The sequence below is a fragment of the Halobaculum sp. MBLA0147 genome (genome assembly GCF_041361345.1).
Lineage (GTDB): Archaea > Halobacteriota > Halobacteria > Halobacteriales > Haloferacaceae > JAHENP01.
The window spans coordinates 93,825-120,103 of the sequence record NZ_JBGKAD010000003.1 but is presented as its reverse complement, the minus strand read 5'-3'; the positions used below and the strand labels follow the sequence as shown (position 1 = coordinate 120,103).

The window sequence follows — 26,279 nt, the reverse complement described above, 5'->3', positions numbered from 1 at the left end:
GTTCCGCCGGGAGACTCACCGCGGCGTTGATGTCGTCGGGGGCCGAGAGACGTGTGATGGCGGGCAACACCGACTTGGGGAGTTTCGGCGACACGCCGGCCGACGACGCGCCGGGCGAGGCACGCGTCTGTACGGTGGCGACACAGACGGACACGTTCGAGCGCTGTCGCGAGGGGTTCTACCCGTCGCCGCAGTCGTACGACCGAACCCGGGAGTCGTTCGAGTGGATGGCGTTCTACCGCACTGCACCCACCTCGGCGATCACCCACTACGCTCGCGTCACCGAGCGGACCGTTGAGGACCGCGACGAGCCCGGGACGATGGACGAGACGGACTGGGAGGAACTGATCGACCCGTTCTCGGAGGAACGACGGGTGACCGTGTTCCACCTCGGCGAGCTGGTCCCGCTGGAGAACCCCGTCGCCAACGACGCGAACGGGGTCAGAGGTGCGTGGTACCACACGGTCGACGACCTGCGAGCGGCCGACACGGTCTCCGACCTCGCCGCGCGTGCCGGCGAGACGCGGTGAGACCGGTCGGACGACGGCCCGAGACAGCACACGACGCGACCGCCGAGTGACGCGTCCCGAGACACCACACAAGGCTTACCACAAGAGTCGACACAGACTCGCCCGTGATTCCCGCCACGCTGCGAGCCCTCCCGACACGGGTCGGACTCGGGTCCGGAGCCGACCGCACGCGGCGACTCCTCCCACTCGTCGCACTCGCTGGACTGCTGTTGCTCACGGGGTGTTCCGCCCCCGGGAGCGTCTCGCTCGACATCGTCGAGTCGGACGCCGACCTCGCGGAGTCGCACCTGACACACTCGCCGACGGAGGCGACGCGGGACGACGACGCCGAGGCACGCCGAGCGGTGCGTGCCGTCACACGCGAGGAGGCCGTCGTCGTCGAGGATCGACGGTACCAGCCGATCGGTACCGAGCGACCGGTCCGCATCGACGGTGTAGTGTACCGACTGAACGCCACGGTCGTCGACAGCCGCGAGGTGCCACGCGTCGAGGTGGGCGTCGACTACGACCCGGCGGACGACGCGGCTGGCCGAACTGTCCAGTTCGACGCTCTCCCCGAGCGTGATCGCGAGGTGTTGGCGACCGTGATCGACCCGGACTACGGACGCCGGACCGACGGCTACGAGGTGAACGAGAGTCTCCCGTACGAGCGGCCCGAGCGGTCGGCACTGCTCGACGGCCCGCTGTTCGTCGCGTACGAGGGCGAACGGTACCGCGTCGCCGCGACGCGGCGCGGGACCACGACACTCGAAGACTTCCGGTACACAGCCGAGCGCGTCGCGACGACGGCCGCGTACGGAGAGCGCGTCCGCCAGACCCACGAGTTCCGACTGCAGGGGCTGGACGGCAACGAGACGGCGATCCTCGAGAGCGCACGCGAGGAGACGTACTACCCCGACTCGGACGACGACGCCGGCTTCCAGGCGCTCGTCGACCGGTTCACCGCCCGTGACGAGGACGCGGTCCGACGAGAGGAGTCGTACGGCAACTGGATCGTCGAGTGGCGCGGCGAGACGTACTGGGTGAGTCTCCGGTTCACCGGGTTCGAGACGGCAGCCTGAGGCGGGGTCGTCGGATGCCGGTCGGCAGACCGCTCGTGGTCTCGCGCACGGAGGACTCTTGTCTCCGCCACCCGTCGTGTGGGTATGACACGTTGGACGGCAGCAGACGTGCCGCCGCTGGACGGAGCCGTCGTCGTCGTGACGGGGGCCAACAGCGGGCTGGGGTACGAGGGGACGGCGGTGTTCGCGGACGCCGGCGCGACGGTCGTGATGGCCTGTCGGAGCACCGAGCGTGGCGAGCGCGCCGCACGAGAGATCGCCGCCGACCACGCCGACGTGCGAGTGGTCGACGGCGAGACTTCCACGGCGGGCGACCGGACGGACGAAGTGTCGGACGGCGCGTCGAGCGACGAGTCGACGACCGACCACGCGGCCGGCGGTCGACTGGACGTCCGAGAGTGTGACCTCGCGTCGCTCGACTCCGTCGCGGCGTTCGCCGAGGCGGTGCGGGCGGACTACGACGGAGTGGACGTGCTCTGTAACAACGCCGGGCTGATGGCGATTCCGCGCCGCGAGACCGAGGACGGCTTCGAGATGCAACTCGGCGTCAACCACTTCGGCCACTTCGCGCTCACGGCGCGACTGTTCCCGGCACTCGTCGCGGCCGGGGAGGCTGACGGCGGTGTCGGCCCCGCGGGCGTCGGCGACGGGCCGGCACGGGTGGTGACGCAGTCGTCTGGCGCACACGAGCAGGGGCAGATGGACTTCGAGGACCTCCACTGGGAGCGGGGCGACTACTCGAAGTGGGGTGCCTACGGCCGGAGTAAACTCGCGAACCTGCTGTTCGCGTACGAACTCGACCGCCGCCTGTCCGACGCCGACCTGCCGGTCCGCAGCGTCGCCTGTCACCCGGGGTACGCTGCGACCAACCTCCAACTCCGCACCGGCGAAGCGAGTCGGATTCCGGGGGCGAAACTGGGGATGAAGCTCGCGAACGCGGTGTTGGGACAGGACGCCGCCACTGGTGCGCTCCCGATGGTGTACGCCGCGGTCGCAGACGTAGCGGGCGGTGCCTACGTCGGGCCGGACGGCTTCGCGAACATGCGCGGGTACCCGACCGTCCAGCAGTCGAACGCCGCCTCGCGCGACGAGACCGACGCGCGTCGTCTCTGGGAGATCTCGCTGGAGGCGACCGGCGTCTCCTTCCCCTTCGACGAGGTTGCAGTCGCCGGCGCCGAGTGAGACGGGTGCGGGGCCGGCACTGGAGATTCGAACTACTTCAATCTTCTCCCGAGTGGGCGAGCCGACAGAGGTCGGAGCCGTTTGATAGGGGTGGGGACCCTCGGTCGAGGTGTGACACGACGTGTGACCAGACGCCGCCTGCTCGCCGGTGGTGCCGCCGCTGCCGTGACGGCACTGGCCGGGTGCAGCGGCGCGACGCCGTTCGTGGGACAGCGCCTCGAAGAGACGACGACCCTCTCGGTCGAGACCCTCTCGGCGGTGACCGCCGAGGTACAGACGGGCGACGTGACCGTCGAGACCGCCGACCGGGACGACGTGCGCCTGGAGATCGTCCGCGAGTCGAGTTCCGCCGACGTGGACGTGTCGAAGCTGGAGCTCCGGACCGAGCGGAGCGACGGGACGCTCTCGCTCCGCTCGGAGTGGACCGGCGGCGACACGACGTTCGGTGGACGCCCGTCGATGGATCTGACACTCACCGTTCCCGACTCGCTGGCGGTGCGGCACCTGGAGTCACAGACGGGTGACGTTACGGCCACGGACACGTCGGGTGACCTGCGAGCGGAGACACAGACCGGCGACGTGGACGTCGACGGCGTCGGCGGCACCGTGGTCGCGGTGGCACAGACCGGCGACGTGTCCGTCACCGAACCCGGGGCACTCGGGGGAGCCGAGACGCAGACCGGCGACGCGACCGTCGACGTGCCCGCACTGGACGGCGACTGCGAGGTCTCGTGTCAGACCGGCGACGTGGATGTCGCGGTCTCGGCGGATCTCGACGCCGACCTGGTGGTCGAGACTGGGACCGGCGACGCCTCCGTCTCCGGACTGGATCTCGTGGACGCGACTCGCGAGGACGACCGCGTCACCGGGCGACTCGGCGAGGGCGGACCCGACCTCACCGTCGAGTCACAGACCGGCGACGCGACCGTCGAACCGCTGTGAGCGGCGAGCGGTCGGCGTTCCACCCTCCACTCACCCCCGCCGACGCTCCACCCTCCACTCACCCCCGCCGACGCTCCACCCTCCACTCACCCCCGCCGACGCTCCACCCTCTCCGCTCGCTCCTCCGCTGGCACTCTTGCCTCCACGTTCCGCTGTCGACGCCACTCACTCCTCGCCGATCTCTGTGCAGACTCGAGTCCTCGTCCCGTGTCAGACGCCGTCGAGCGAGTAGAGGATCGACACCAGTCCGACGACGTTGGCCGAGAGAACACCCAGCAGTGTCGCGGCGTCGGACAGCCCCGTCAGCGGTGCCACCCCGTAGTTGACGAGGAACGGCAACACGGTCAGACTGGCGACGCCGACGGCGAGGAACCGCATCGTGTCGCTGTCGTTGCGCACCGCACCGCGGTACGCCAGCCACGCGACCGCGCCACCGGCGACAGCCGTCACCGCCGCGGTCGCGAACAGCACGGTCTCAGGGGCGACCATACACCACCCCCAGAATCACCAGCAGTCCCACCAGTTGACTCGCCGTCGCCGCGGTCGCCCGCGTGGTCGCCGGCACGTCGCCGGCGTTCGTCGCGACCAACCGGATCAGGATCGGCACCGTCGTCAACAACACCAAGCCGACACCGAGCAGGAGCATCCCCGTTCCACCGCCCTCTCGGTAGCCGCGGTAGAGTCTGACCGCGAGGTACAGCGACAGGACCGTCGCGAGGAACAGCGCAGCCAACGCCGCGACGACCACCGTCGGGCTCCCACCGGTCGCCGTCTGGAGCGGCAGCGAGCGCGGGACCGGGACGGACGGAACCGGGACCGGAGCAGACGGGACCGGGACCGGAGCAGACGGGACCGGGACCGGAGCAGACGGGACCGGGACCGGAGCAGACGGGACCGGAACCGGAGCGGACGGGACTGCCGACTGACTCACGGGTGTCATTTGAACCCCTCGAACAGTCTGGTGAAGCGGTCTGCGGGCTCTTCGCGGCGTTCCACCTGGACGTCGAACCCGTCGTCTTCCTCCAGGCGGACCGTGACGGCCTCCAAGTTCGCCGCGTAGCTCTTGTAGTGGTGGCCGTCCGGGTCCAGCTCCTGGCGGTCCTCGACGAACTCCACGTCCTCGAGCTGTTCCAGCCGGCGGTAGATCGTCGACCGGTCGGCTCCGCAGTCGTCGCTGATCGTCTTCACCGACTTCGCCTCCTCGCGGGTGGCCTCGAGGATCGCCCAGACGTAGTCGTCGCTCAACAGGTCGACGACCGCCTTCTCCTCGTCGCCACCGTCGTCTGCCATCGTCACACTCGTCCGATCCAGCGGACAAGAAGGTGGTGATCCGACCACTCCACGGCGAGAGCACGTAGACGACGGCACCGGCGACTCGAACGAGACGGGCGCGACGGACGCAGCGTGCTGGAGGTGGTACACACGAGTCGCCGTTCGGGCCCCCAGTACCTGACCCTCCTGGCCGTGTGTCGGGACGACAGATCGCCACCAACGTTTATTACGAGCCACGGGCCACACCGAGACAGATGCGTACCGTCGACGCCCGTCCGGGGGCCCTCCTCCGCTCCGTGGTGAGCGCACCGGTCCGTCCGCAGACGTACAAGAACCTCCTCTACCTCGCGTTGGCGTTCCCGCTGGGGATCGCGTACCTGGTGTTCGCCTCAGTCGGGTACACGCTGGGAGCCACCGCCGCGATCTTCGTCGTCGGGATTCCGGTGCTGGCGCTGGTGGTTCTCTGTTCGCTGGCACTGGCCGGGTTCGAGCGACGACTCGCACGACTCCTCCTGGGTGTGGACCTCCCGGACGGACCGGGGCTGGAGGGTGACACGCGCCGCGAACAGGTGAAGACGGTCGCGACGGACCTCCGAACGTGGCTCTCGGTGCTGTACCTACCGACGAAGTTCGTCGTCGGGACGGCCGCCTTCGTCGTCATCGTCACCGTGTTCACCACGGGGTTGGCGATGTTGTTCACGCCGTTCTACTACGACACACCCGGGCTGTACGTCGGGTTCGTCACCGACCGGCCGGTCGAACTCCACCCGGCGCTGTACGTCGGCTGGAACAACCTCCTCGTCGGCGTCGAGACGGTGGTCAGTGTCGGGAGTTACCGCGTCACGACGCTCGCGGAGTCGCTCGTCGTCGCGGCCGGCGGCCTCGTCTTGTGTCTGTTCGGGTTGGCGATCGTCAACGCGATGGCGTGGGTGACCGGGTGGTACACGACGCTGATGCTCCGCGACGGGTTCGACGTAGTCAGAGCCGTTCGCGGGAGTTGAGACCCCGGACGGCTCTCACCGTCGGCGAAGAGGAGGTGGGAGAGAGAAGAGCCACCCTCAGTCGTCCGTCCCCGCCACCGCAGTCGTGCCGCCGCTCGCGACCGCCTCGTGGTCGCCGGTGTCGAACGCGGCGGTCAGTTCCTCCAGTTCTGCCGCCCGAGCGGCGAGCCGTTCCACCTCGTCACCGACGGCGGACAAGGAAGCCGACTGTTCCTCTGCCGCCGCGGAGACCGACTGTGCCTCCGCGGCGGTCTGCTCGCTGACTGCGGCCACGTCCTCGGCCGTCGCCACGACCCCCTCGGCGGTGCGCGCCTGCTGGTCGGCCGCGGAGGCGATCGACTGGAGCCCGTCGTCGACGGTCTCGACGCTCTCGACGACACCCTCCACGGCCTCGGCGGCGTCGGCGACGGTGTCGCGACCCGTCGCGACCCGCTCGCGTGTCTCGACCACGTCCTCGACGGCCGTCTCCGTCGAGTCGCGCACGTCGGCGATCAACTCTGCCGCGCGGCTCGTCGCCTCGGTCGTCTCCGTCGCGAGCGCCTTCACCTCCTCCGCGATGACGGCGAACCCGTCGCCGGCACCGCCCGTCCCGGTCGCACGAGCGGCCTCGACGGAGGCGTTCAGCGCGAGCACGTTCGTCTGTTCGGCTACGTCGTCGATCAGATCGACGATCTCGCCGATCCGATCCACGTCGTCGGCGAGGTCCCGGATCGCCGTCTCCGTCGCCCGCGTCTGATCGGCGACGGCGTCCATCTCCGCGACGGCGTCCGTCGCCAACCCCGCCACGCGTTCCCCTTCCTCGGCCGCGTCCTGCGACCGGCCCGCCATCTCGCGAGTGGTGCTGGTCACCTCCTCGACGGTCGCGGAGAGACTCGCCATCTCGTCGGTGAGCCCGTCCAGATCCGCCGACTGCTCGGCGGCACCGGCGGAGATCTCCGTCGTCGAGTCGGCCACGTCCTCGGCGGCCGTCTCGACCTGTGCGACGCCCGCCGCGGCGTCGTCGCTCGCGGTCGCCACCTCGTCGGCGACTGCGTCGACGCGGCCCACGGTGGCTTGCAGGCGGTTGAGCGTGTCGTCGACCGCGTCCGCGACCGCCGCCATCGACTCGTCTTCGACCGCGTCGCGTGGGTCGAGTCTGACGGTCAGATCCCCGCCCTTCACGCGGTCGAGGCGCGCGGCAAACTGGTCGGCGATGTCGGTGAGGCGGCGACTCCGCCGGTCGGCCGCCTCTCGTTCCTCGGCGGCCTCCTCGCGGGCCGTCTCCGCCTCCGCGAGACTCGAGGCGACGGTATCTGCCATCCCGACGAAGGCGTCGAACAGGTCGCCGATCTCGTCGGGGCGCTCCACGTCGAACGCCACGTCGTACTCGCCCGCCTCGACGCTGTCGACCCCCTCGGTGAGACGGATGAGCACCCAGTACATCTCACAGTAGGCGAGGAAGCCCGTGAGGATCGTCACCGTCGAGAAGACGACCGCGGCGGCCGCGACGCTGTCGAGGAACACCACCGCCGCGCCCGGACCGACGACGATCACCATCCCCGCGAGGACGAACAGTCGGAACGCGAAGTTCCGTCTGATGACCGCGGGGTAGAACTGTTCGATCCGCACCGCGAACCGTCCGATGGCGACGAGGAGCCGCCTGAAGAACCCGGCGCGTCGTCGCGCCCCGGCTCCAGTTACGTCTGACATGTCGTGTGCCTCTCCGAGATTGTTGTGTGTCTCACGCTCACACGGTTTACGATTGGCGGTCCCTCTCGCCGTCCGGTGACGAGCACCCCAGCCACCTTGAGACGGTCACTCCTGTGTCGTCCGCCGTGCCAACCCCCGCACGAGGTCCCGGGTCTCGCGGCGGTGGCGCTCCGGCTCGACCGCGGGAACGGCTTCGTCGGTCGCCAGGGCTTCCGGGAGCGTCGTCGGGAACGCAGTCCCGGCGAGCAGGAATGTCCGGTCGGTGGGCCACAACGTCGCCCTGACGCGACACGACACGTCGCCGCGCTCGTGAGGGTACGTCGTCTCGTACACGAGCGTCCGGCCCTCACAGGTCGGGAGCCGCGCACGCTGGCGGTCCACCTGCCGGACGCCTCGGAGTCCGTCCTCGCGGAGGCCGTCCGCGAACTCCTCGCCGGCGTACGTGGCGGCGGGGCCGACGACGGCCGAGGGGACACCGACACCCGGCACGTCCGTGATCGGCGGATCGAAGGCCAACTTCGTCGCGAACGCCGAGCGCGGGGGCTTGGCGGGACCGGCACCGTCGAGCACCGGTCGCCAGGCGGGGTGTTCGTACAGCCGCGTCAGCGCCGTGACCGTGACGACCGGCGCGGAGACGGCGACCTCGCGGTCGGTGCCCGCGTGTTCGAGTCCGGTGTCGGCGAGCGACGACTCGTCGTACCGCGGCGCCGAGACGTTCCGTGACACGCACGTCCGTTCTGGCTGCGACTTCGTGAACGGTGTGTGTCGACCCGTCGCGTGGGGACGGCTGGACGGAAGACCAGTCGACGGGTGGCGTGACGACGCGGAGGACTGCTCGACGAGTGGTGTGACCGACGAGTACTGTCGAGAGGTGACGGGGCTGCAAAGAGTTATGTGGTGTCCGGTTCCGGATTCCGAGCGTGCCTATCCAGAAACGGTGGACGAAGGCGACCGTCGAGAACGTCGAGAGCCGTGTGCCCGAGGGGAAGGGAGTCTACGAGTTGAAGTCGTTCGGCGAACTCGTCTTCGTCGGCTACAGTCGGTTCCTGCGGCGCGACCTCGCGGAGGTCGTCGGTCGACAGACGCCCAACTACTTCCGGTTCCAGCGGGTCGAGTACCCCGAGGAGGCGCGTCGGGTGGCTGCGCGTCACTTCGACCGGTTCGTCGAGACGAACGGGTCGCGACCACGCTGGAACACCGAACGGCCCTGACACGGCGGGTCGTCCGACGAGTCCGTCGTGCGGGGGTTCGTCCGAGCACTCGTGCGGCGACCCCTTCGGACGACTCAGGCGGCGACCTCGTCCGACGGCTCCGTCGCACGCGGGAGTTCGATCTCGACGGTGGTCCCACGCTCGCCCGGCGACGCGACGGACACGGAGCCGCCGTAGTCGTCGACCAGCGTGTCGACGAGGTACAGCCCCATCCCGGAGCCCTCGCCGACCTCGGGGTTCAGCACCTCGGGGAGCAGCCGGTCCGGAATCCCCGGTCCGTCGTCGGTGACGACCAACGTCACGGTGTGGTCGTCGAGCGTCGCAGTCACGTCGATCGCGACGGTGTCGCGGTCGTGGTGTCTGACGGCGTTCGACAGGACGTTCTCGACGACGTTCGAGAGCAGTTCGTCGGCCCGGACGACCGCCGTCTCCGGCACCGAGACACTCACCTCCACACCGCGGTAGCTGTCGTCGAGTGCCGCCACCGCCTCGTCGACGACACGCGACACCGACACCGGCTCTCGGGAACGGTCCGCCGTGACGGCTTCGACGGCGACCTCCACGTCCGCCAACAGGGTGAGAATCTCGTCGGTCTGTCTGTCGATGGCTGCCAAGTGCGGGTCGTCGTCCACCTCGAGTTCGTCGAGCAACAGGTCGAGGCGGCCCGAGAGCACGTTCACACTGTTGCGAACGTCGTGTCTGACGAGCGAGTGGAGGGTCCGGAGTCGTTCGACCGTCTCGTCCGGTGTCACAGGTTCGTCTCCCGCCGGCGATCCCACTCTTCTCGTCGCCTCCTCGGTGGCTGTCGGGGGCTCCTCGGCAACCCCGTGCTCCGTCCCCAGTCGGGCCGGGTCCACCGGCTCGGTGCGGGCCGAGTCCACCGGCTCGGTGCGGGCCGAGTCCGGTGTCGGGAGCCGAGGCGGCGCAGACTCGTCGCGAGTGGCGCCGGTGGTTCGGTGGTCGGTGCCAGAGCCGTCGCCCACCGTCACGGACGGCGGGCCACGCCGACCCAACGGGACCGCGGGGAGCCACACCGCGGCCCCGAGTGCACCGAGTAACGCACCCTCGGTCCCGGTCGCGACGAGCAGGAACAGTCCCGTGTCGAGCGTCGCGTCACCGATCACCAGCGGGAGTACCACCAGCGTCGTCGTCACGCCGACGACCGCACCCGTCGCCGCGACGACGCCGATCCGCCACACGACCTCGTCGTCTAGCCCCGCGGTCTCGAGCCAGTACCCCGTGACGGCGTGGCCCACCGCCGGGACACCGAGCAGCGCCACCTCCCACGCGACCTCCGGCACGCCTCCCCGCGTCGACACCGTCGCCGTCGCCAGCGCGTACAGACAGTAGAGACCGGTGGCTACGCCGACCGCGGTGAACACACGCGGCGAGATCAGTCGACGGCCGGGAGCCAGACGCGTACCGGTTGTCACACTGGTGTACACCCCCCGGCGAACTTACTTGTAACCTTCGGTCCGCTAATTGCCTCGCATGTTAGAATTGACAGTAGTTTCGAGTTTCAAACCAGAATTGCGGCGAAATCACCCAGCGACCCTCGTTGCGGGCCGAACGCCGTCCGGACCGGGAGAGTAGACGAGCCGGCGGAGGCTGTCGACACCACTCGGGGAGTCACTCCGAGCGCTGCTCGGACATCGTCTCCCAGACCTCGGCACAGCCGCAGCCGGGATCGACGTCGTCGAGGTGTGAGCCGACGTCGTCACGCTCCGCGGGCTCCTCGTCGGCGTCACCGTCGGCAGTCTCTTCACCGTCGTTGGCGGTCGCCCCTTCGCCGTCGTTGGCGGCGATCTCGGCGGTGTCGCCGGGACTCGGACTCTCGGCACTCGTCTCGGCGGTCACTCCGTCGTCCGGCCCTCCCGTCATCCGTCCCACTCCCAGTCACGGTCTCTCGACGACCCGGCGTCGAACAGCTCCGGTGCCACGTCGGCCGAGACGTGCTCTCGCGGTCGGGTGTCTCCGTTCACGGAGGGTCACACGAGTGGTACCACTATCAACGTACGGACGGACACAAGCGTCTCCGTGGAACGGGGGTACGGGAAATCGTTGCTGGTTCTCGTGACTGCCGAGAACCCGGACAATCGCAGTACGTGGAGGTTTCGAGTGCCGAATCGAGTGTCACCGGTTCCGTTTACCGTTGTCGAGACCACCGAGTGAAAGTGCCTGGACACCGAAATGTGTCGCGTGACGGTCTCCGTACGTATCCTCGACGACGGCGCGTGGCTCTCCGTCGACGACGACCGCACCGTCGGTGTCGGCGGGCTCTGGCGGCTCGGCGGCTTCTGCGACTGTGCGACGGCGGACTTCGTGCTGGAGGGGTTCACTCGTGTCGGGGTCACCGGTCGGACGGTCGAGGTCCGCGCGTACGGAACCTGTATCCAGTGTGACGAGAGTGCGACCACCGACTGGTTGCCGGTCGGTCGGATCGTCGCGGACCCAGACCCGGACGCCTCGGTGGACCGACGGGACGGCGAGACAGACGAGCCGAACTCTCACACACCCGAATCGCGGGTGTTCCGCGAGGTCGCACCCGACGCACCCGCCTCTGGTCTCGGGTCGCGGCGGCCCGGCAAGTAACCGGCGACTGTTGCCGATTCTGTGTAGAACCCGTAACGATTGGTCGGGTGAGACCCGTTTAGGCGCCGTCGGTCGTGAGGTGGTGTATGCCCACCGACGTGGAGGAGTGGAAGTCAGAGGTCTACGGTCAGGAGATCCGCGAGCACTTGATGGAGTTCGCAGAACGGGGGTGGGAGTCGATCCCCGAAGACGAACACGACGCCTGGTTCGAGCGCTTCAAGTGGTGGGGGTTGTACCACCAGCGCGCCGGGCAAGAGAGCTACTTCATGATGCGGATCGGGACGCCGAACGGAATCTTGGAGCCGGGGCAGCTGGAAGTCGTCGGCGAGATCGCCGACGAGTACGCCCGCGGTCCGGCGGAGAACCCCGAGTTCGGCGCCGCCTACGCCGACTTCACGACGCGGCAGTCGATCCAACTCCACTGGATCAGACTCGAAGACGTCCCCGAGATCTTCGACAAACTGGAGTCGAACGGCCTGACGACCCAGCAGGCCTGTGGCGACTCCTGGCGCAACATCGTCGGCTGTCCGGTCGCCGGGAAGGACGCGAACGAGGTCGTCGACGCGCTCCCGGTCGCCGAGAACCTCAACGAGACGTTCAAAGGCGACGAGGATCACGCGAACCTCCCGCGGAAGTGGAAGGTGTCCGTCACCGGTTGCCGCGAGGGGTGTGGACAGGGTGACATCAACGACCTCGCCTTGGAGCCCGCCGAGAAGGACGGTCGGATGGGGTTCAACGTCCGCGTCGGCGGCGGCCTCTCGCGCAACGAGCCGCGGCTCGCTCGCGACATCGACGTGTTCGTCACGCCGGAGCAGGCCGAGGCCGTCTCGGGTGGCCTCTCGCTGTTGTTCGACGAGTACGGCGACCGCGAGGACCGCTACAACGCCCGAATGAAGTTCCTCGTCGACGAGTGGGGCCCGGAGGAGATCCGCCAGACACTCCAGGAGGAGTTCGTCGACTTCGAGTTGGAGCGGGCCGGCGAGGACCTGCGCGACCAGTACACCTACAACGCCGGCGACGGGCCGGGCGCCGGCGGCCACGACCACGCCGACGGCGCGGCCGCCGACGGCGGCGTCGCCGCGCAGTACCCCGGCGGCGACCATGACCACGTCGGCGTCCACCGGCAGGACGACGGCAACTTCTACGTCGGACTGAACGTCCTGGTCGGGCGGATGGGTGCCGCGGACGTACTGGAGTTGGCCAAGTTGGCCGACGAGTACGGCAGCGGCGAGGCGCGTCTCACCCAGCGGCAGAACGTGATCGTCACCGACGTGCCCGAGAGCGACCTGGAGGCGTTCCTCGACGAGCCGCTGTTGGACGACTACGCCCCGGACCCGAACCCGTTCATGCGCGGGTCGGTCGCGTGCACCGGGACGGAGTTCTGCTCGTTGTCCATCGTGGAGACGAAGAACCGGCAGGTGCGGTACGCGCGGTGGCTCAAGGAGAACGTCGAGTTGCCCGAGAGTGTCGAGGAGTTCCACGTCCACCTCTCGGGGTGTACGGCGTCGTGTGCCCAGCCGCAGATCGCCGACGTGAGTCTCCGCGGGATGAAGACGCGGAAGGACGGCGAGGCCGTCGAGGCGCTCGACGTGGGACTCGGCGGCGGTCTCGGCGAGGACCCGCGGTTCGCCGACTGGGTCGCCCAGCGCATTCCGGCCGACGAGGTGCCGGGTGCCATCGAGAACCTCCTCGACGGGTTCGCCGAGGCACGCGAGGACGGCGAGAGCTTCCGCGAGTTCGTCGAAGAGCGCGACGAGGAAGCCCTCGCGGAGTTGGTCGAGCCCGAGGAGACCAGCTACGAGGACCCGTACATGCACAACACGAAGACGACGTGGTACCCCTACGCCGAGGAGGACGGGATGGACGACGGGCCGGCGCCGGTCCACTCCGACGAGTACCCCGCCGAGGCGGACGACTGACGGATGCCGGACCGACTGCTCCGCGTCAACGCCTACACGACCAACGACGTGGCGGACGTGACGACACTCCGTCGTGTCGACCCGTCTGGGGGCGCAGCCACTGCAGAGTCCGCGGCTGCCGCAGAGTCGCGTGGTGACGACGGTGGGAGTGGGGGACCGACGGCGACCCGCGGCACCGACACCGAGGCGGGCGCGAACTACGACGAGACCGGTACCGAGGCGGTGCGGACGCTCGGTGTGTTGAACGTGACCGCCGACAGGACCGACCCCGACGAGGTGCGACTGGAGGTCGAGGCGGACCACACCGAGACCGGCCTGCCCGCACACGCCGAACGGGTCCACCTCGACCCCGACGAGGCCAAGGCGGTCGCCGCGGCACTCGAACGCCACGCCGAACGTGTTCGGGCCGCCGACGGCGAGTGAGACGGGTCACGTCCGACCGCGCGAGTCCCGCGTGGTTTCCGACCGACTTCTCCGACGGTGAGACGCTCTCGGCGGAGAGCCGACCCGCCCGTGAGACGGTGCCGCAGTGACCAGTGTGTCCGGTGCCCGACGATCCGTGTTGGCTCGGTGACACGGTGGCGTAGACACCGGGGTGAACCACCGCCAGTTACGGTGGGAGTCACCCGAACGACGGACGGGTCTCACCACCACACTCGCGGGTGAGAAGTCTGTAACGGTCGACTATCGGTGATTCGCGAGACTCGGCGACGGAGCCGTGGCTGAAATTCGAATTTCAGCCATTACAACCGCTCACTGGCGGAGTGGATCAAAGAGATTATATACGGCAAGGTGGAGCATACGAGTGGATGACACTCCCACACAGACGTGGTGACGACAGAAGTATCAATCGCCGGAAGTGGCTCGGCGCCATGGGAATCGGCGGAGCAGCCGCACTCGCCGGCTGTTCCGGTGGTGGCAGCGAGGCGACCGAGACCGGTACGGCAACCGAGACCGATGGCGATGCCCTCGGGACGGAGACGGACACGCCGACCCCACGAAGTGACCTTCCGGAAGTCGGTGGGACGTACACTTCGGTTATCTCGAGCCCGATCGAGACCCTGAACGGGATCTACAACACGGAGAACACGGCAGCCGGTGCCATCGCCCAGACGCTGCTCACGACGTACGGCTTCAAACCGGGGACTCGGTACCTCGGACAGGCCTGGGAGTCGCTCGAGACCGACGACGGTGGGAAGGTCTGGGTCGCGTCGGTGCGCGACAACATGAAGTTCAGTGACCCGTACGGCGAAGTCACCGCCGAGGACTTCGTCTACCAGGTCCAAGAACTCCAGCAGGCGGAGTGGACCGCGACCTCGGACAGCGACTCCTGGGGGAGCGACACGGTCGAGTCGATCCAGCAGACCGGCGAGTACGAGATCCAGATCGAACTGCCGGAGGCGAACCTGCTGTACCCCGAGACGTACGACCCGATCCTCTACCCGGTCCCGAAGGGACTGCTGGAGCCGTACGTCAACGAGGAGGACGCCGAGGGGCTCAAGCAGGACGAGGAGCTCAACAACCTGTCGTTCACGGGGAACCTCGGGCCGTACAAGCTCGAAGAGTGGAACCGTGGTAACGAACTCCGGTTCACCCGCAACGACGAGTTCTTCATGCGGGAGGCGACCGACGAGTTCGAGCTGTTCGAGAAGGCTCCGTACTTCGACACGTACCGACTCCGCGTCGTTGAAGAGCAGTCGTCGCGACTCGGTGCGCTGGAGACGGGCGACACCGACTACGCCGCCATCCCGCCGAACCGCGTGTCGAAGTTCCGTGACCTCGACAGCGTCAACGTCGAGATCATCCCCCAGCCGTACAACGTCCCGCTCGTCTACAACATGCGGGCCAACGGGTGGAACACCGGTCCGGGCAACCTGTTCCGGAAGCGGAAGTTCCGCCGTGCACTGGGGTGTGCCGTCGACAAGAAGCGGCTCGTGAAGGGTGTCTACCGTGGGCTCGCGGAGCCGGAGTACACCTGGCAGCCCCGCTGGTCGAAGTGGTACCCCGAAGAGCCGGTCGCGGAGTTCGGGAACCCGGACGGCGACCTCTACGGCAAGGAGGCGACCCAGAGCCGGATCAAGGAGGCCATCGCCGACACGGACTACGCCTACCAGGGAGACACGCTGGTCAACCCCGAGGGCGATCAGGTGTCGCTCAACCTCTTCCACAGCGCCGGACAGAACACGGAGAAGGCGACGGCTGAGTTCGTCGCACAGGAGTTCTCGAAGAACGCCGGTATCGACGTTCGCGTCGAGGCCATTCAGGGCGCTCAGTTCGCGAACAAGTACTGGCAGCAGGAGATTCCGGACAACGCCGACTCCCTCGAGTGGAGTAACGGGAACTACAACGCCGGGCCGCGGACGAAGGCGACGAGCCAGAACGGCTGGGACATGTCGCTGGTCTACGGGCTGAACACCTACCCGCTGAACCCGACCACCGGGTCCGTGTTCTTCATCAAGGACTCCTTCTACAACCCGTACGGGTACTACCCGTCCTGGAACGCCAAGGAGCTGTTCAACCAGGCGTCCACGGCGTCCAGTGAGGAGGAGCTGAAGTCGACGTTGGCAGAGATCTTCACGAAGATCGCCGAGGATCAGCCGATGGGGATGCTGGCGTTCACTCCGGATCAGTCCGGGTACTCCAGCGACATCGTCGGTCCCGCCGAGAACTTCTTCAACGGCTGGAACGGCGACGCCTGGTACCGAGAGGAGTAACGCCTCTCGCCCCCGTCCGTATCGTTTTTCAACGACCGTCGAGAACCACTGTTTGACAGGAGATTACACACATGGGAATGGGATGGTACGTAACTAGACGTGTCGCATGGGCGTTCTTCGTGACGTTCATCATCGTCTCGATCACGTGGGGCCTGTTGGCTGCTGCGCCGAACCCGGAGGTTCGAGCAGCGTCGACACAGGCGGCACTCGAGGGCGGTAACCCGAACGAGGCGCGCGAAGACGCGAGGCAACGACTCGGGCTCGACCGACCGCCGTGGGTGCGGTACGTCGACTACGTGTCGAGTATCTACACCCTCCAGTGGGGGTGGTCCGACACACGGAGTCAACCGGTGACAGAGGCGATCCTGAACGCCCTGTTCTACACTGCGCAGTACTCCATACCGTGGACGCTGCTCACTATCCTGATCGGTCCCGTCGTCGGGCTGTACTCGGCCGCGAACCAGTACAGCTGGCGTGACCACTTAGCCACCGGCTTCGCGTTCTTCGGGTACGCCATCCCGAACTTCTTCTTCGGGATCATACTGCTGTTGGTGTTCGGGGTCGAGTTGGAGTGGATCCCGATCATCTACGACACCGACGTAGCCGTGTTCAGTTGGGACAACTTCGTCCAGTTGGTGGTCCCCGTGTTCGTGCTCGTCACGGGGTCCATCGGTGGACTCATGCGCGTGTCGCGCAACGAAGCCGCCGAGTACGTCAACGCGGACTTCGTGAAGACGGCGCGTGCGAAGGGGGTCTCGATCTACCGGATCTACTTCCGGCACGTCCTCCGGCCGACGCTGGTACCCGTCTCGACCACGCTGGTCGGGTACCTGTTGTACTTGTTCACCGGAGCGTCGCTGTTGGTCGAGGTCGTGTTCGGGATTCCCGGGCTCGGGAGGCTCCTGTTCAGCGCGCTCATCGCTCAAGACACCAACGTCGTGCTCGGATCGACACTGTTCTTCACGTTCGTCGCGACCGTGGGGAACCTGCTACAGGACCTCGTGTACACGGTCCTGGATCCGCGCATCGACTTCTCTGACAGATAGACAAGCATGGCAACTCAAGATTCCAACCAACGATTCGACGAGGTCGACTGGGAGGAGGTCAGCCAGTCGAGTGGCAGAGGGTTCTCGGTGAACTTCCTCGGGACCGTCGTCACGACGCTGGCGATTCTGGCGCTGCTCGCCTACGACTTCGTCGCACTCGGACAGTACACCCCGACCTTCGAGTTCGTCGGCTGGGGCTACGACGTGTCGCAACTCGACTACCTGTTCAGCCTCTCTCTCGTCGTCTTCGGGTTCTACGGGGTCCTCCCGTTGTACCAGAACCCACGGATGACGAAGTACTACTGGCGACAGTTCAAGAAGAACCGCCCGGCACTCGTCAGTCTCGGGTGGCTCCTGTTCATCTTCCTGGCTGGGATCGTCGGTCCCGTCTTCCTCTCGGCGCCCGAAGTGGCGCTGTTCAGGAAGTACCAGCCGCCGATGTTCATGGAGGTGAACACGAACTTCGTGATCAACTGTGTGGGTACCGTCGCGGGCGGTGCCTGCCAGGGGACGTTGGCACACCCGCTCGGGACGACCCAGCAGGGGCGTGACATCTTCAAGATCATCATCTACGGGATGCAGATCAGCATGAAGATCGGCTTCATCGCGACGCTGATCGTGATCACCATCGGGACCGCCGTCGGGACCACCGCCGCGTACGCCGGTGGGCTGGTCGACGAGATCCTGATGCGGTGGGTCGACATCCAGCAGTCGTTCCCTACGTTCATCCTCTACCTGCTGATCCTCTACATCTGGGGCGGGGGCCTGTTCCTGTTCATCGTCTTGTTCGGGCTGTTCTCCTGGGAGGGTACCTCTCGGTACGTCAGGAGTAACGCCCTCTCGAAGGTGGAAGAGGAGTACATCAAGGCGGTGAAACTGAGTGGGGCGAGCACGTACCGGATCGTTCGGCGACACATCGTCCCGAACACCGCGAGCAGTATCATCACCGACGTGACGCTGTTGGTGCCGGGGTTCATCCTGGCCGAGGCACAACTCGCGTTCCTCGGCCTGGGTGACTCCACGGTGCCCTCGTGGGGACAGTTGATCTCGACGGGCCGCGACGACCTCGGGTTCGCCCCGTGGATCACGCTGGCTCCGGGGATCTTCCTGTTCCTCACGATCCTGGCGTTCAACTTCCTCGGTGACGCACTGCTCGACGCACTGAACCCCGAAGCGAGCGCGGAGAACGAATCATGAGCGGGACACCCCCACTACTCGAGGTCGAAGACCTCACGACGACGTTCGACACGGACGGTGGCACAGTGACGGCAGTCGACGGCGTCGACTTCACCGTCGCGGAGGAGGAGACGGTGTGTATCGTCGGCGAGTCCGGCTCCGGGAAGACGGTCGCGACGGAGTCCGTCTCGCGAATCGTCAAGAGCCCGCCGGGCCACATCGAGGGCTCGATCCGGTTCCGTGGCGAGGAGGTCACGGAGATGGACGACGAGTCGCTCCAGGACCTCCGTGGCGGAAAGATCGCACACATCTTCCAGAACCCGCAAGACGCCCTGAACCACTGTTACACCGTCGGGTGGCAGATCGTCGAGGCGGTCCAGATGCACGAGGACGTGTCCCGCGAGGCGGCGCGCGAGCGTGGGATCGAACTCCTCTCGGAGTGTGGGATCGCCAACGCCGCCGCGCGGTTCGACGACTACCCGCACGAGTTCTCCGGTGGCCAGAAACAGCGCGTGATGATCGCGATGGCGCTGGTGACGAACCCGGACCTGTTGATCGCCGACGAGCCGACGACGGCACTGGACGTGACCGTCCAGGCGGAGATCCTCGACCTGCTCGACCGGCTGCAAGACGACTACGGGATGGGTGTGCTCTTCGTCACGCACGACCTCGGTGTGGTCGCGGAGATCGCCGACCACGTGGTCGTGATGTACGCCGGGAAGGTGATGGAACGTGGCGACGTGTTCGAGGTGTTCGAGAACCCCTCGCACCCGTACACGAAGGCGCTGATGGAGTGTCTCCCCGGCAGGAGCAAGGCGGTCGAGGGGATCGGCGGGTCGCTCCCGAGTCCGGTGAACGTGCCGGACGGCTGTCGGTTCGCCCCCAGGTGTGACTACGCAGTCGACGCCTGTCACACGGGCGAGCACCCGCCGGAGCACGAGGTCGCGGACGACCACAGTGCCTCCTGCATCTACTACGGGCCGGGGTACGACGAGTCCGTGATCACCGGCGACGACAGTGGTGCGGCTCGCAGCGGAGGTGTCGCGGATGACTGAGGAACCGATCGTCTCCGTGCGGAACCTGAAGAAGCACTACCCGATCAAGAAGGGGATCCTCAACCGGCAGGTCGGCGCGGCGAAGGCGGTCGACGGAATCTCCTTCGACATCCAGCCGGGCGAGACGCTCGGGCTCGTCGGCGAGTCCGGGTGTGGGAAGTCGACGGCGGCCTCCTCGATCATCCGCCTGGAGGACCCGACCGACGGGGAAGTGATCTTCAACGGCGGCGGTCGCGGCGGCAAGAGTCGCAACGCCGACGGCACGCACCCGAACGACATCACGGAGTTCGACGACCAGGAACTGAAGCGGTTCCGTCGGGACGCACAGATGATCTTCCAGGACCCGTCGTCGAGTTTCGACCCACGGATGAAGGTCGGGAAGTCGGTGGCGGAGCTGCTGGAGGTCCACGGGATGACCGACAGACACCGTCGCCGAGCCATCGTCGAGGACCTGCTGGAGCGGGTCGGACTGATGGCGAGCGACTACGACCGGTACCCTCACGAGTTCTCCGGCGGGCAGAAACAGCGTATCGCGCTGGCTCGGGCACTCGTGTTGAACCCGGACTTCATCGTGGCGGACGAGCCCGTGTCCGCGCTGGACGTGTCGATCCGCGCGGAGATCCTTTCTCTCATCAACGAGATTCAAGAGGAGTTCGGGCTGTCGATGCTGTTCATCAGCCACGACATGTCGGTCATCCGCGAGGTGTGTGACAGGGTCGCGGTGATGTACCTCGGCGAGATCGTCGAGTTGGGGCCGACCGACCAGGTGTTCGCGGACCCACAGCACCCGTACACGGAGGCGCTGCTGTCGGCGATTCCCCAGCCCGATCCGCGTGCCGGTCGCGAGAACATCGAGTTGAACGGGACGGTCCCGAGTCCGACGGCGCCGCCGGACGGCTGTCGGTTCCACACCCGGTGTCACCGCGTCATCATGCCCGACGAGTACGATTTGGACCAGGAGGACTGGCGGGCGCTGTTGACGTTCCGCGACAAGGTCCGAACGGGCGAGATCGACGTCGAGAGCACCCGTGCGGGGCTGGCCGCGGAGAGCGAGAGCGCCGAGGCGGTGTCCGACGAGGCCGTCGAGACGGAGATCCGCGAGGAGTTCGAGCTCCCGACGAGCGCCGACGACCCGACGGTCGCCGAGGCACTCGACGAGACGTTCGAGCAGTTGCTCGCGGACGACCAGCCCGGGGCCGCGGAGACGATGATGCAGTTCTCGACGCCGTGTGAGGAGACGAACCCCGAGTACACCGATCACGGCGACGACCACAAGTCGGCGTGTCTCCTCCACGACCGCGCCGGCGAACAGGACCTGCAGACGGCACCCGCAGACGACTGAGGACGCGGGCGCTTTTTCAACTTCGGCCGTCGGTTCCGGCGCGACTCCGCCGAGGCGACACGTCGCCGAAGAGCGTGGGGTTTTGTCGGTCCAAGTCGTAAGTCGTTCCGTGACACGAATCGGAGTCATCGGAGCCGGCGCGGCGTCCGCGGCGGCAGTGTTCCAACTCGCAACGTCGGGTGTCGACGCCGAGGTGACGGTGTTGGAGAAGTCTGGCGGCCTGTGTGGGCGTGCGGCCACGCGCCGGCACGAGGCGTTGACCTACGACTACGGCGCGAACTACGTGAAGTCCGCCGACGACCGCGTCGTCGACCTGTTGACCGAGCGCCTCGACGACGAAGGGCTGGTGGACGCGAGCGAACCAATCTACACATTCGACGCCGAGGGCGACGTCTCGCCGGGGCGCGACGCCGACGACCACAAGTGGTCCTACGAGGCCGGACTCACACAGATCGCCAAGCGACTGTTCGGCCGGACGGACGCGACGGTCCACCGGCGAACGCGCGTCGAGACGATCGGACACGACGCCGAGGCGGAGACGTGGTCGCTGGTCGACACCGACGGAGACCGACACGGCCCGTTCGACGTGCTGTTGGCGAACCCGCCCGCACCTCAGACTGCCGAACTGCTGGAGACGGCCGAGTGGGACTCGCCGGCTCGCGAGCGACTCGTCGACGCCGCGAGCGACGTGTCCTACCGGACGATCTGGACCGCGGTGCTCCACTACGAGTTCCCACTGGACGTGCCGTACTACGGGCTCGTCGACACGACGAAAGAGCACGCGGTCGGCTGGATCTCCCGCGAGGAGTGTAAGGCGGGCCACGTCCCCGATGGCGAGTCGCTGTTGATCGTCCAGGCGAACCACGAGTGGTCTGTCGAGCACTACGACGACGACCCCGACGAGAACGTCGACCGGCTCGCGGATCACGCCGCCGACATCGTCGGCGACGACCGACTCCGAGACCCCGACTGGACCGACAACCAAGGGTGGCGCTACGCGCTGCCGGAGGACGAACTCCCGACTGCGGCCCGCGAGGCCGCCGAAGAGGAGGGGCTGTGGGTACTGGGCGACTGGGTCGGCGGCGAGGCACGACTCCACACGGCGCTGCGCAATGGGTTAGAGACGGGAGACCGGCTGGCGGACCGTCTCTGAGCGGACAGGTCGGTCCCGGTCGTCTCGGATCGGTCTGATCCGTCTCGGATCGGTCTCGGTTGTCTCGGATCGATCTCGCCGCTTTCAGTTCGACTCCTCGCCGGCGAGCGCCTCGTCGCGGAGGGCACGACAGCGTTCCCCCTCGACGGTCAACTCGGGGACCTCCGTCGGGAGCATCTCGTCGTCGACGGCGACGAAGACGAAGTACGAGTCCGTCGTCTGTTCGCGCTCGCCGGTACGGGGCGACTCGCGGAACGCCCGGAGACGGACGCGGACGCTCGTCCGCCCGGTGGCGTAGGCGTACGACTCGACGACACAGGTGTCTCCCTGCGGGATCGGCCGTTCGAAGCTCAGACTGTCGATCCGGGCCGTGACACAGGTCGTGCCGGCGAGTCGCATCGCCGACAGCGCCCCCACCTCGTCCATCCACTTGACGACGTTGCCCCCGTGTGCGGAGCCGTAGTTGTTCGCGTCGTCCGGCTGGACGCGCTCTCTGTTCTCGATGTAGGTGTCGCTGACACTCGGCACGTGGTCACTGTGTCCCCGGCGGGGATAGCCCTGGCGGCGTGGTCGAGTCGCCGACTGCGGGCCACCGACTACGACGAGACTGGACCGACGTGAACGCGCCGGAGAACCGACTTTCACCGACAGAGACGTGACCCGAACATACTTGCCCGCCGCCACACTCCGGGTATCACGATGAGTGACGACGGCGACGACTTCGATGTCGACGTGAACCCGTCGGGGTCCAGTGGCGGTGGCGCGCGTGGACTCGTCGGCCCGGCGGTGCTGCTGGTCGTACTGCTCGGCGTCGGCTACTTCGTCAGACCGTGGCTCCACGGGATCGTGATGGGGGTGTACACGACGCCGGAACTGCTCGTCGCGGTCGCGGTGGGCGGCGTCGTGCTGTACCGCCTCCGCGGCCGGTTGTCCGGCGAGGTGGGCGTACAGTTCGCCGGTGGTGTCGCCGTCGTGGTGTTGCTCGCGGCGTTGACACTCGGCGGGTACTACAGCGCCGCGGCGCTGGGTGCCGACACGGTGGCGGACGCCGAACGACGCGCGAGTCTGCCGGAGATCGACGCCGACCACCCGCGGATCGTCCCGCGTGCGGTCGCGAACCGCTACGCGAGCAACTCGCTGCAGACCTCGCGGTTCAAGGCGACCGGCGGCGACGTGAGCGTGGTGAACGGCACCACCTACTGGAGTTACGCGCTGGCACCCGACGGGACGCGCAACACCTTCCTCGAGAGACAGAACGGCACCGTCCTCGTCAACATGGAGACGAAGGGGAAGGACGTGCGCGTCGTCGAAGGTGAACTCGACACCGGGATCGGGATGGGCGTCACGGACTCGTACGGCTGGCAACTCCGCAAGTCCGGTCCGTACCTCGTGGAGTACCAGGACCCGTTCATGGTCGTCCACGAGGGCGACCAGTACATCGCCGTCCCGTACACTGAGCCCGTGTTCGAGTTCCGGTTCCCGATCCCGTTCACGCGGCCGTCGTGGGGTGGCGTCGCCCTGATCGACTCCGACGGGAACATCCAGCACCTCTCACCGGAGGCCGCACGGGAGAACGAGGTGTTGTCCGACCAGCGACTCTACCCGTTCGGACTGGCGCGCCAGCGGGTGGCGGCGACGCGGTACCGCAACGGGATCGTGAACACGCTACCCGTCGTCGGCGCCCACGAGGACGAGATCGAACTCGCCCCGCTGCCGGGTGAGGGGAACGAGCAGCCGTTCCTCGTGCGGACGGACGAGGGGTTGACCTACTTCGTCGCCGCGGAACCGTTCGGGGAGACGCAGGGGCTCCGCGAGGTGTGGGTGATCGACCCCAGATCCGGCGAGTTCGAGTCGTTCCGGACGGCCTCTGGCGATACGTTGCTCGGCCCGCGGAAGGCACCGGACTTCGTGCGGCAGGCCGCACGGACGACCGACTGGAACCGGTTCACCCCGAGTGAGCCGATTCCGGCGGTCGTGAACGGGACGCTGTACTGGGAGTTGCGGATCGTCCCGACGGACGCCTCCGGGATCAGCTACGTCGCGTTCGTGAACGCGCAGTCCTCGGACGTGACCGAAGCGGAGACGACCGGTGCGATCCGGGCGTTCCTCCGCGGGAACACCACCGCGGCGGCGCCCGACAGAGCCGGTGACGGGGCGGACGACGACGGCCGCGAGCCGACGCTGGTGATCGTCAAGCGCAACGACCGCGGCGAGGTCGTCGAACGGCTGTTCGTCTACGGCAACGAGACGGTGGAGATCCAGCAGGGTAACGCCACCGCCGGAGGCGGCGGGAACGAGACGAGCGGGGCGATCGGCGGCTGACCTCGCCCGGTGGCCGTCTCACGCAGGTCGTCAGCTCCCGGGGTGGGACACGTCGTGTCCGGGCAACCGGGGGAGACGTTTTTCCGGACAGCGACCCCACGAGTGTGTATGCGAGTCGTCTCGCTGCTGCCGTCGGCGACGGAGACCGTCTGTGCACTCGGTGTCGACCCGGTCGGCGTCACTCACGAGTGCGACTACCCGCCACGCGTCGCGGCCCTGCCTGACGTGGTCCACTCGCGGATCGACACGAGCGGCACCAGCGGCGAGGTCGACGACGCCGTCCAGTCGGTACAGTCCGAGGGAGGTGTCTACGAGTTGGACCGCGACCGGCTCCGCGAGTTGGACCCGGACGTGGTCGTCACGCAGGGGATCTGTGACGTGTGTGCCGTCGACGAGAGCGTCGTCCGCGACACCGTCGCCGAGTTAGAGTTGGACGCGGAGATCGTCACCAGTCACCCACACACGCTTGACGACGTGTTCGACGACGTGGAGCGGTTGGGTGCGGTGCTGGGTCGCGAGGAGACCGCGACGGAACTGCGCGCGGAGTTGGCCGAGCGCGTGGAACGCGTTCGCGAGCGTGTGGCGGAGGCGGACGAGACGCCGACGGTGACGGTGCTCGACTGGCTCGAGCCGCCGATGGTGAGCGGCCACTGGGTGCCGGAGTTGGTCGAGATCGCCGGCGGCGAGTTCCTGCTCGCGGAGCCGGGCGAGCGGTCCGGCCCCGTCGAGTGGGCGCGACTCCGCGAGGCGGACCCGGACGTGCTCGTCGCCGCGCCGTGTGGGTTCGACGTGAAACGGACGGTCGGGGAGCTCCCCGCGCTCGCCGATCGCGAGGGGTTCGCGACGTTGTCGGCAGTTCGCGAGGACCGCGTGGCGGTACTCGACGGGAACCACTACGTGAACCGACCGGGACCGCGACTCGTCGAGACGCTGGAGTACCTGGCCAGTGTGCTCCACCCGGAGCTGTTCTCGGAGCCACCGGCCGACGCCGTGCGGCGGGACCCGCTCCCGGCGACGCCCGTCACCGCCGACGACTGAGCAGTGTCGCCGCTCGTGTGGGTGTCACCCCTCCTGTGGGTGTCACTGCTCGTACGGGTGGTATCACTCCTCTCGCCCGGTCGGCCCGTCGGACTCCGTCGCGTCGCGCACCAGTCCGCGAGCGACGGCGTCGATCACGAGGTTCCGCGTGTCGTGGTACAGTTCCTCCCCGAGATCCGCGCGGTGGAGCGTGAGGAACGTCACCGCGCGGACGGCGTTGGCGACGGTCTCTGGGTCCGGCCCCCGGACGCGACCGGCTTCGTACCACGCCTCGACGTACGGGAGCAGGTACCCGAGTGACTGCTCGCGTTCGGCCGCGACACCCTCGACGCCGTGGAACTCGCGCAGCCGCTGCATCTCGTCGGTGTCGACCAACAGCCGCTCGATCAGTGGGTTCGTCTCGATCTCGTCCATCACCGTGCGGAGGAACGCCGCGATCGCCGGTTCCGGGTCGTCGTGTACCTCCAGCGGGGCGAGCAACTCCGGGGCCAGTCGCTCCCCTTCGCGGTCCAGCACGTCGGCGTACAGCGCCAGCTTGGAGTCGTAGAAGCGGTAGAAGGTGCCGTCCGCGATCCCGGCCGCGTCGGTCAACTCCGCGATGGTGGTCTTCTCGCGACCGTACCGGGCGAACTGCTCGCGACCGGCCTCAAGCAGCGCCTCGCGGACCCGCTCGCGCTCCTCGTCGCTGAATCCGTCTGGCATCGACTCACTGCACGTCCTTGCGACGGAAGAGCGTCGTGCTCGTCGTCGGGAATCAGTCTCCGCGACCCGCGACGGAGCCACCCGGGCCGTGGCGCCTCAGTGTTCGGCCTCCGCGTGTTCCCGAAGTGCTTCGAGTGTGTCGAACGTCTCGCCACAGTCACAGACGTGGTCCTCGTCTTCTCCGTCGGACATACCACTCGGTCGTCCGGCCGCGAGTGGTCTCAAGCCACGGCGTGTGTGTTCTTCACGCACACGAACGGACGGGTCGGCAGGAGATGACCGCGCAGGTGCCGCCGTGTGCGCGGTGCGATCACGAGAGAGCCGTCAAGCGG

The 26,279-nt window shown here is 67.7% G+C and carries 26 protein-coding genes; 17 read left to right on the top strand and 9 right to left on the bottom strand.

Annotation, left to right across the window (positions count from 1 at the left end):
• Positions 1-56: 56 nt before the first annotated feature.
• The 4 genes from RYH80_RS17015 (at position 57) to RYH80_RS17000 (ending at position 3,715) form a co-directional block, all read left to right on the top strand.
• On the top strand, positions 57-530 hold the full coding sequence (locus tag RYH80_RS17015) for a DUF8743 domain-containing protein (RefSeq protein ID WP_370905282.1): 474 nt from the start codon (positions 57-59) through the stop codon (positions 528-530).
• Positions 531-634: 104 nt separating this feature from the next.
• A complete protein-coding gene (locus tag RYH80_RS17010; RefSeq protein ID WP_370905281.1) occupies positions 635-1,591 on the top strand; it encodes a hypothetical protein in 957 nt (318 codons plus the stop codon).
• Positions 1,592-1,675: 84 nt separating this feature from the next.
• Entirely contained in the window at positions 1,676-2,773 is a 1,098-nt protein-coding gene (locus RYH80_RS17005) for an SDR family NAD(P)-dependent oxidoreductase (RefSeq protein WP_370905280.1), read from the top strand.
• A gap of 123 nt (positions 2,774-2,896) precedes the next feature.
• Positions 2,897-3,715 (top strand): DUF4097 family beta strand repeat-containing protein, encoded by an 819-nt coding sequence (locus tag RYH80_RS17000; protein WP_370905279.1) that lies wholly within the window; start codon positions 2,897-2,899, stop codon positions 3,713-3,715.
• Between the two features lie 210 nt (positions 3,716-3,925).
• On the opposite strand, the gene RYH80_RS16995 is transcribed toward RYH80_RS17000, so the two are convergent.
• Genes RYH80_RS16995 through RYH80_RS16985 form a run of 3 tightly spaced genes read right to left on the bottom strand, consistent with a single transcriptional unit; the run spans position 3,926 to position 5,005 of the window.
• Positions 3,926-4,204, bottom strand: coding sequence for a DUF7521 family protein (locus RYH80_RS16995; RefSeq protein ID WP_370905278.1), 279 nt, complete (start codon positions 4,202-4,204; stop codon positions 3,926-3,928).
• Positions 4,191-4,655, bottom strand: a complete 465-nt coding sequence (locus tag RYH80_RS16990) for a hypothetical protein (protein WP_370905277.1) — start codon at positions 4,653-4,655, stop codon at positions 4,191-4,193. Before RYH80_RS16990 ends, RYH80_RS16995 begins: the two co-directional genes overlap by 14 nt.
• On the bottom strand, positions 4,652-5,005 hold the full coding sequence (locus RYH80_RS16985; protein WP_370905276.1) for an ArsR/SmtB family transcription factor: 354 nt from the start codon (positions 5,003-5,005) through the stop codon (positions 4,652-4,654). The genes RYH80_RS16990 and RYH80_RS16985 overlap by 4 nt, the downstream gene beginning before the upstream one ends.
• A 236-nt stretch (positions 5,006-5,241) precedes the next feature.
• Between RYH80_RS16985 and RYH80_RS16980 the strand changes: the two genes are divergently transcribed.
• Positions 5,242-5,988: a sensor domain-containing protein gene (locus tag RYH80_RS16980; RefSeq protein WP_370905275.1), complete on the top strand. Its 747-nt coding sequence runs from the start codon at positions 5,242-5,244 to the stop codon at positions 5,986-5,988.
• Positions 5,989-6,045: 57 nt separating this feature from the next.
• Here the strand turns inward: RYH80_RS16980 and RYH80_RS16975 are convergent, their stop codons facing one another.
• Together RYH80_RS16975 and RYH80_RS16970 are read right to left on the bottom strand one after the other, a co-directional pair.
• Complete coding sequence (locus RYH80_RS16975; protein ID WP_370905274.1) at positions 6,046-7,677, bottom strand: methyl-accepting chemotaxis protein; 1,632 nt, start codon at positions 7,675-7,677, stop codon at positions 6,046-6,048.
• A 105-nt stretch (positions 7,678-7,782) separates the two neighbouring features.
• Complete coding sequence (locus RYH80_RS16970; RefSeq protein WP_370905273.1) at positions 7,783-8,403, bottom strand: DUF6517 family protein; 621 nt, start codon at positions 8,401-8,403, stop codon at positions 7,783-7,785.
• A 194-nt stretch (positions 8,404-8,597) separates the two neighbouring features.
• Between RYH80_RS16970 and RYH80_RS16965 the strand changes: the two genes are divergently transcribed.
• Positions 8,598-8,888: a DUF7508 domain-containing protein gene (locus RYH80_RS16965; RefSeq protein ID WP_370905272.1), complete on the top strand. Its 291-nt coding sequence runs from the start codon at positions 8,598-8,600 to the stop codon at positions 8,886-8,888.
• A 74-nt stretch (positions 8,889-8,962) separates the two neighbouring features.
• Here RYH80_RS16965 and RYH80_RS16960 read toward each other — a convergent pair whose 3' ends face one another.
• Together RYH80_RS16960 and RYH80_RS16955 are read right to left on the bottom strand one after the other, a co-directional pair.
• Positions 8,963-10,321: a sensor histidine kinase gene (locus RYH80_RS16960; protein WP_370905271.1), complete on the bottom strand. Its 1,359-nt coding sequence runs from the start codon at positions 10,319-10,321 to the stop codon at positions 8,963-8,965.
• Positions 10,322-10,517: 196 nt separating this feature from the next.
• Positions 10,518-10,769: a DUF8595 family protein gene (locus RYH80_RS16955; protein ID WP_370905270.1), complete on the bottom strand. Its 252-nt coding sequence runs from the start codon at positions 10,767-10,769 to the stop codon at positions 10,518-10,520.
• A gap of 318 nt (positions 10,770-11,087) precedes the next feature.
• On the opposite strand from RYH80_RS16955, the gene RYH80_RS16950 reads away from it, so the two are divergent.
• From RYH80_RS16950 to RYH80_RS16910, 9 genes are all read left to right on the top strand, one after another.
• Complete coding sequence (locus tag RYH80_RS16950) at positions 11,088-11,480, top strand: DUF8134 family protein (protein ID WP_370905269.1); 393 nt, start codon at positions 11,088-11,090, stop codon at positions 11,478-11,480.
• 86 nt (positions 11,481-11,566) lie between these two features.
• Positions 11,567-13,399, top strand: coding sequence for a nitrite/sulfite reductase (locus RYH80_RS16945; protein WP_370905268.1), 1,833 nt, complete (start codon positions 11,567-11,569; stop codon positions 13,397-13,399).
• Positions 13,400-13,402: 3 nt separating this feature from the next.
• Positions 13,403-13,822 (top strand): DUF6360 family protein, encoded by a 420-nt coding sequence (locus RYH80_RS16940; RefSeq protein ID WP_370905267.1) that lies wholly within the window; start codon positions 13,403-13,405, stop codon positions 13,820-13,822.
• A gap of 449 nt (positions 13,823-14,271) precedes the next feature.
• Positions 14,272-16,113, top strand: coding sequence for an ABC transporter substrate-binding protein (locus tag RYH80_RS16935; protein WP_370905266.1), 1,842 nt, complete (start codon positions 14,272-14,274; stop codon positions 16,111-16,113).
• 71 nt (positions 16,114-16,184) lie between these two features.
• Positions 16,185-17,159, top strand: coding sequence for an ABC transporter permease (locus tag RYH80_RS16930; RefSeq protein ID WP_370905265.1), 975 nt, complete (start codon positions 16,185-16,187; stop codon positions 17,157-17,159).
• Between the two features lie 6 nt (positions 17,160-17,165).
• Positions 17,166-18,356, top strand: a complete 1,191-nt coding sequence (locus RYH80_RS16925) for an ABC transporter permease (RefSeq protein WP_370905264.1) — start codon at positions 17,166-17,168, stop codon at positions 18,354-18,356.
• Positions 18,353-19,390, top strand: a complete 1,038-nt coding sequence (locus RYH80_RS16920) for an ABC transporter ATP-binding protein (RefSeq protein ID WP_370905263.1) — start codon at positions 18,353-18,355, stop codon at positions 19,388-19,390. Before RYH80_RS16925 ends, RYH80_RS16920 begins: the two co-directional genes overlap by 4 nt.
• Positions 19,383-20,732, top strand: coding sequence for an ABC transporter ATP-binding protein (locus RYH80_RS16915; protein WP_370905262.1), 1,350 nt, complete (start codon positions 19,383-19,385; stop codon positions 20,730-20,732). The genes RYH80_RS16920 and RYH80_RS16915 overlap by 8 nt, the downstream gene beginning before the upstream one ends.
• A gap of 109 nt (positions 20,733-20,841) precedes the next feature.
• Positions 20,842-21,885: an NAD(P)/FAD-dependent oxidoreductase gene (locus RYH80_RS16910; RefSeq protein ID WP_370905261.1), complete on the top strand. Its 1,044-nt coding sequence runs from the start codon at positions 20,842-20,844 to the stop codon at positions 21,883-21,885.
• An 84-nt stretch (positions 21,886-21,969) separates the two neighbouring features.
• Here RYH80_RS16910 and RYH80_RS16905 read toward each other — a convergent pair whose 3' ends face one another.
• Positions 21,970-22,413, bottom strand: coding sequence for an acyl-CoA thioesterase (locus tag RYH80_RS16905; protein WP_370905260.1), 444 nt, complete (start codon positions 22,411-22,413; stop codon positions 21,970-21,972).
• Positions 22,414-22,584: 171 nt separating this feature from the next.
• Here RYH80_RS16905 and RYH80_RS16900 point away from each other — a divergent pair, with 171 nt between their 5' ends.
• Both RYH80_RS16900 and RYH80_RS16895 read left to right on the top strand, forming a co-directional pair.
• On the top strand, positions 22,585-24,207 hold the full coding sequence (locus RYH80_RS16900; RefSeq protein WP_370905259.1) for an ABC transporter permease: 1,623 nt from the start codon (positions 22,585-22,587) through the stop codon (positions 24,205-24,207).
• 108 nt (positions 24,208-24,315) lie between these two features.
• Complete coding sequence (locus tag RYH80_RS16895; protein WP_370905258.1) at positions 24,316-25,245, top strand: ABC transporter substrate-binding protein; 930 nt, start codon at positions 24,316-24,318, stop codon at positions 25,243-25,245.
• 63 nt (positions 25,246-25,308) lie between these two features.
• Here the strand turns inward: RYH80_RS16895 and RYH80_RS16890 are convergent, their stop codons facing one another.
• Positions 25,309-25,947: a TetR/AcrR family transcriptional regulator gene (locus RYH80_RS16890; protein WP_370905257.1), complete on the bottom strand. Its 639-nt coding sequence runs from the start codon at positions 25,945-25,947 to the stop codon at positions 25,309-25,311.
• Positions 25,948-26,279 lie beyond the last annotated feature (332 nt).

Coding starts and splice junctions, on each gene's coding strand:
- RYH80_RS17015 (WP_370905282.1), top strand. CDS start 57: ATGGCGGGCAACACCGACTTGGGGAGTTTCGGCGACACGCCGGCCGAC.
- RYH80_RS17005 (WP_370905280.1), top strand. CDS start 1,676: ATGACACGTTGGACGGCAGCAGACGTGCCGCCGCTGGACGGAGCCGTC.
- RYH80_RS16995 (WP_370905278.1), bottom strand. CDS start 4,204: ATGGTCGCCCCTGAGACCGTGCTGTTCGCGACCGCGGCGGTGACGGCT.
- RYH80_RS16990 (WP_370905277.1), bottom strand. CDS start 4,655: ATGACACCCGTGAGTCAGTCGGCAGTCCCGTCCGCTCCGGTTCCGGTC.
- RYH80_RS16985 (WP_370905276.1), bottom strand. CDS start 5,005: ATGGCAGACGACGGTGGCGACGAGGAGAAGGCGGTCGTCGACCTGTTG.
- RYH80_RS16980 (WP_370905275.1), top strand. CDS start 5,242: ATGCGTACCGTCGACGCCCGTCCGGGGGCCCTCCTCCGCTCCGTGGTG.
- RYH80_RS16975 (WP_370905274.1), bottom strand. CDS start 7,677: ATGTCAGACGTAACTGGAGCCGGGGCGCGACGACGCGCCGGGTTCTTC.
- RYH80_RS16955 (WP_370905270.1), bottom strand. CDS start 10,769: ATGACGGGAGGGCCGGACGACGGAGTGACCGCCGAGACGAGTGCCGAG.
- RYH80_RS16945 (WP_370905268.1), top strand. CDS start 11,567: ATGCCCACCGACGTGGAGGAGTGGAAGTCAGAGGTCTACGGTCAGGAG.
- RYH80_RS16940 (WP_370905267.1), top strand. CDS start 13,403: ATGCCGGACCGACTGCTCCGCGTCAACGCCTACACGACCAACGACGTG.
- RYH80_RS16935 (WP_370905266.1), top strand. CDS start 14,272: ATGGGAATCGGCGGAGCAGCCGCACTCGCCGGCTGTTCCGGTGGTGGC.
- RYH80_RS16930 (WP_370905265.1), top strand. CDS start 16,185: ATGGGAATGGGATGGTACGTAACTAGACGTGTCGCATGGGCGTTCTTC.
- RYH80_RS16925 (WP_370905264.1), top strand. CDS start 17,166: ATGGCAACTCAAGATTCCAACCAACGATTCGACGAGGTCGACTGGGAG.
- RYH80_RS16920 (WP_370905263.1), top strand. CDS start 18,353: ATGAGCGGGACACCCCCACTACTCGAGGTCGAAGACCTCACGACGACG.
- RYH80_RS16915 (WP_370905262.1), top strand. CDS start 19,383: ATGACTGAGGAACCGATCGTCTCCGTGCGGAACCTGAAGAAGCACTAC.
- RYH80_RS16900 (WP_370905259.1), top strand. CDS start 22,585: ATGAGTGACGACGGCGACGACTTCGATGTCGACGTGAACCCGTCGGGG.
- RYH80_RS16895 (WP_370905258.1), top strand. CDS start 24,316: ATGCGAGTCGTCTCGCTGCTGCCGTCGGCGACGGAGACCGTCTGTGCA.
- RYH80_RS16890 (WP_370905257.1), bottom strand. CDS start 25,947: ATGCCAGACGGATTCAGCGACGAGGAGCGCGAGCGGGTCCGCGAGGCG.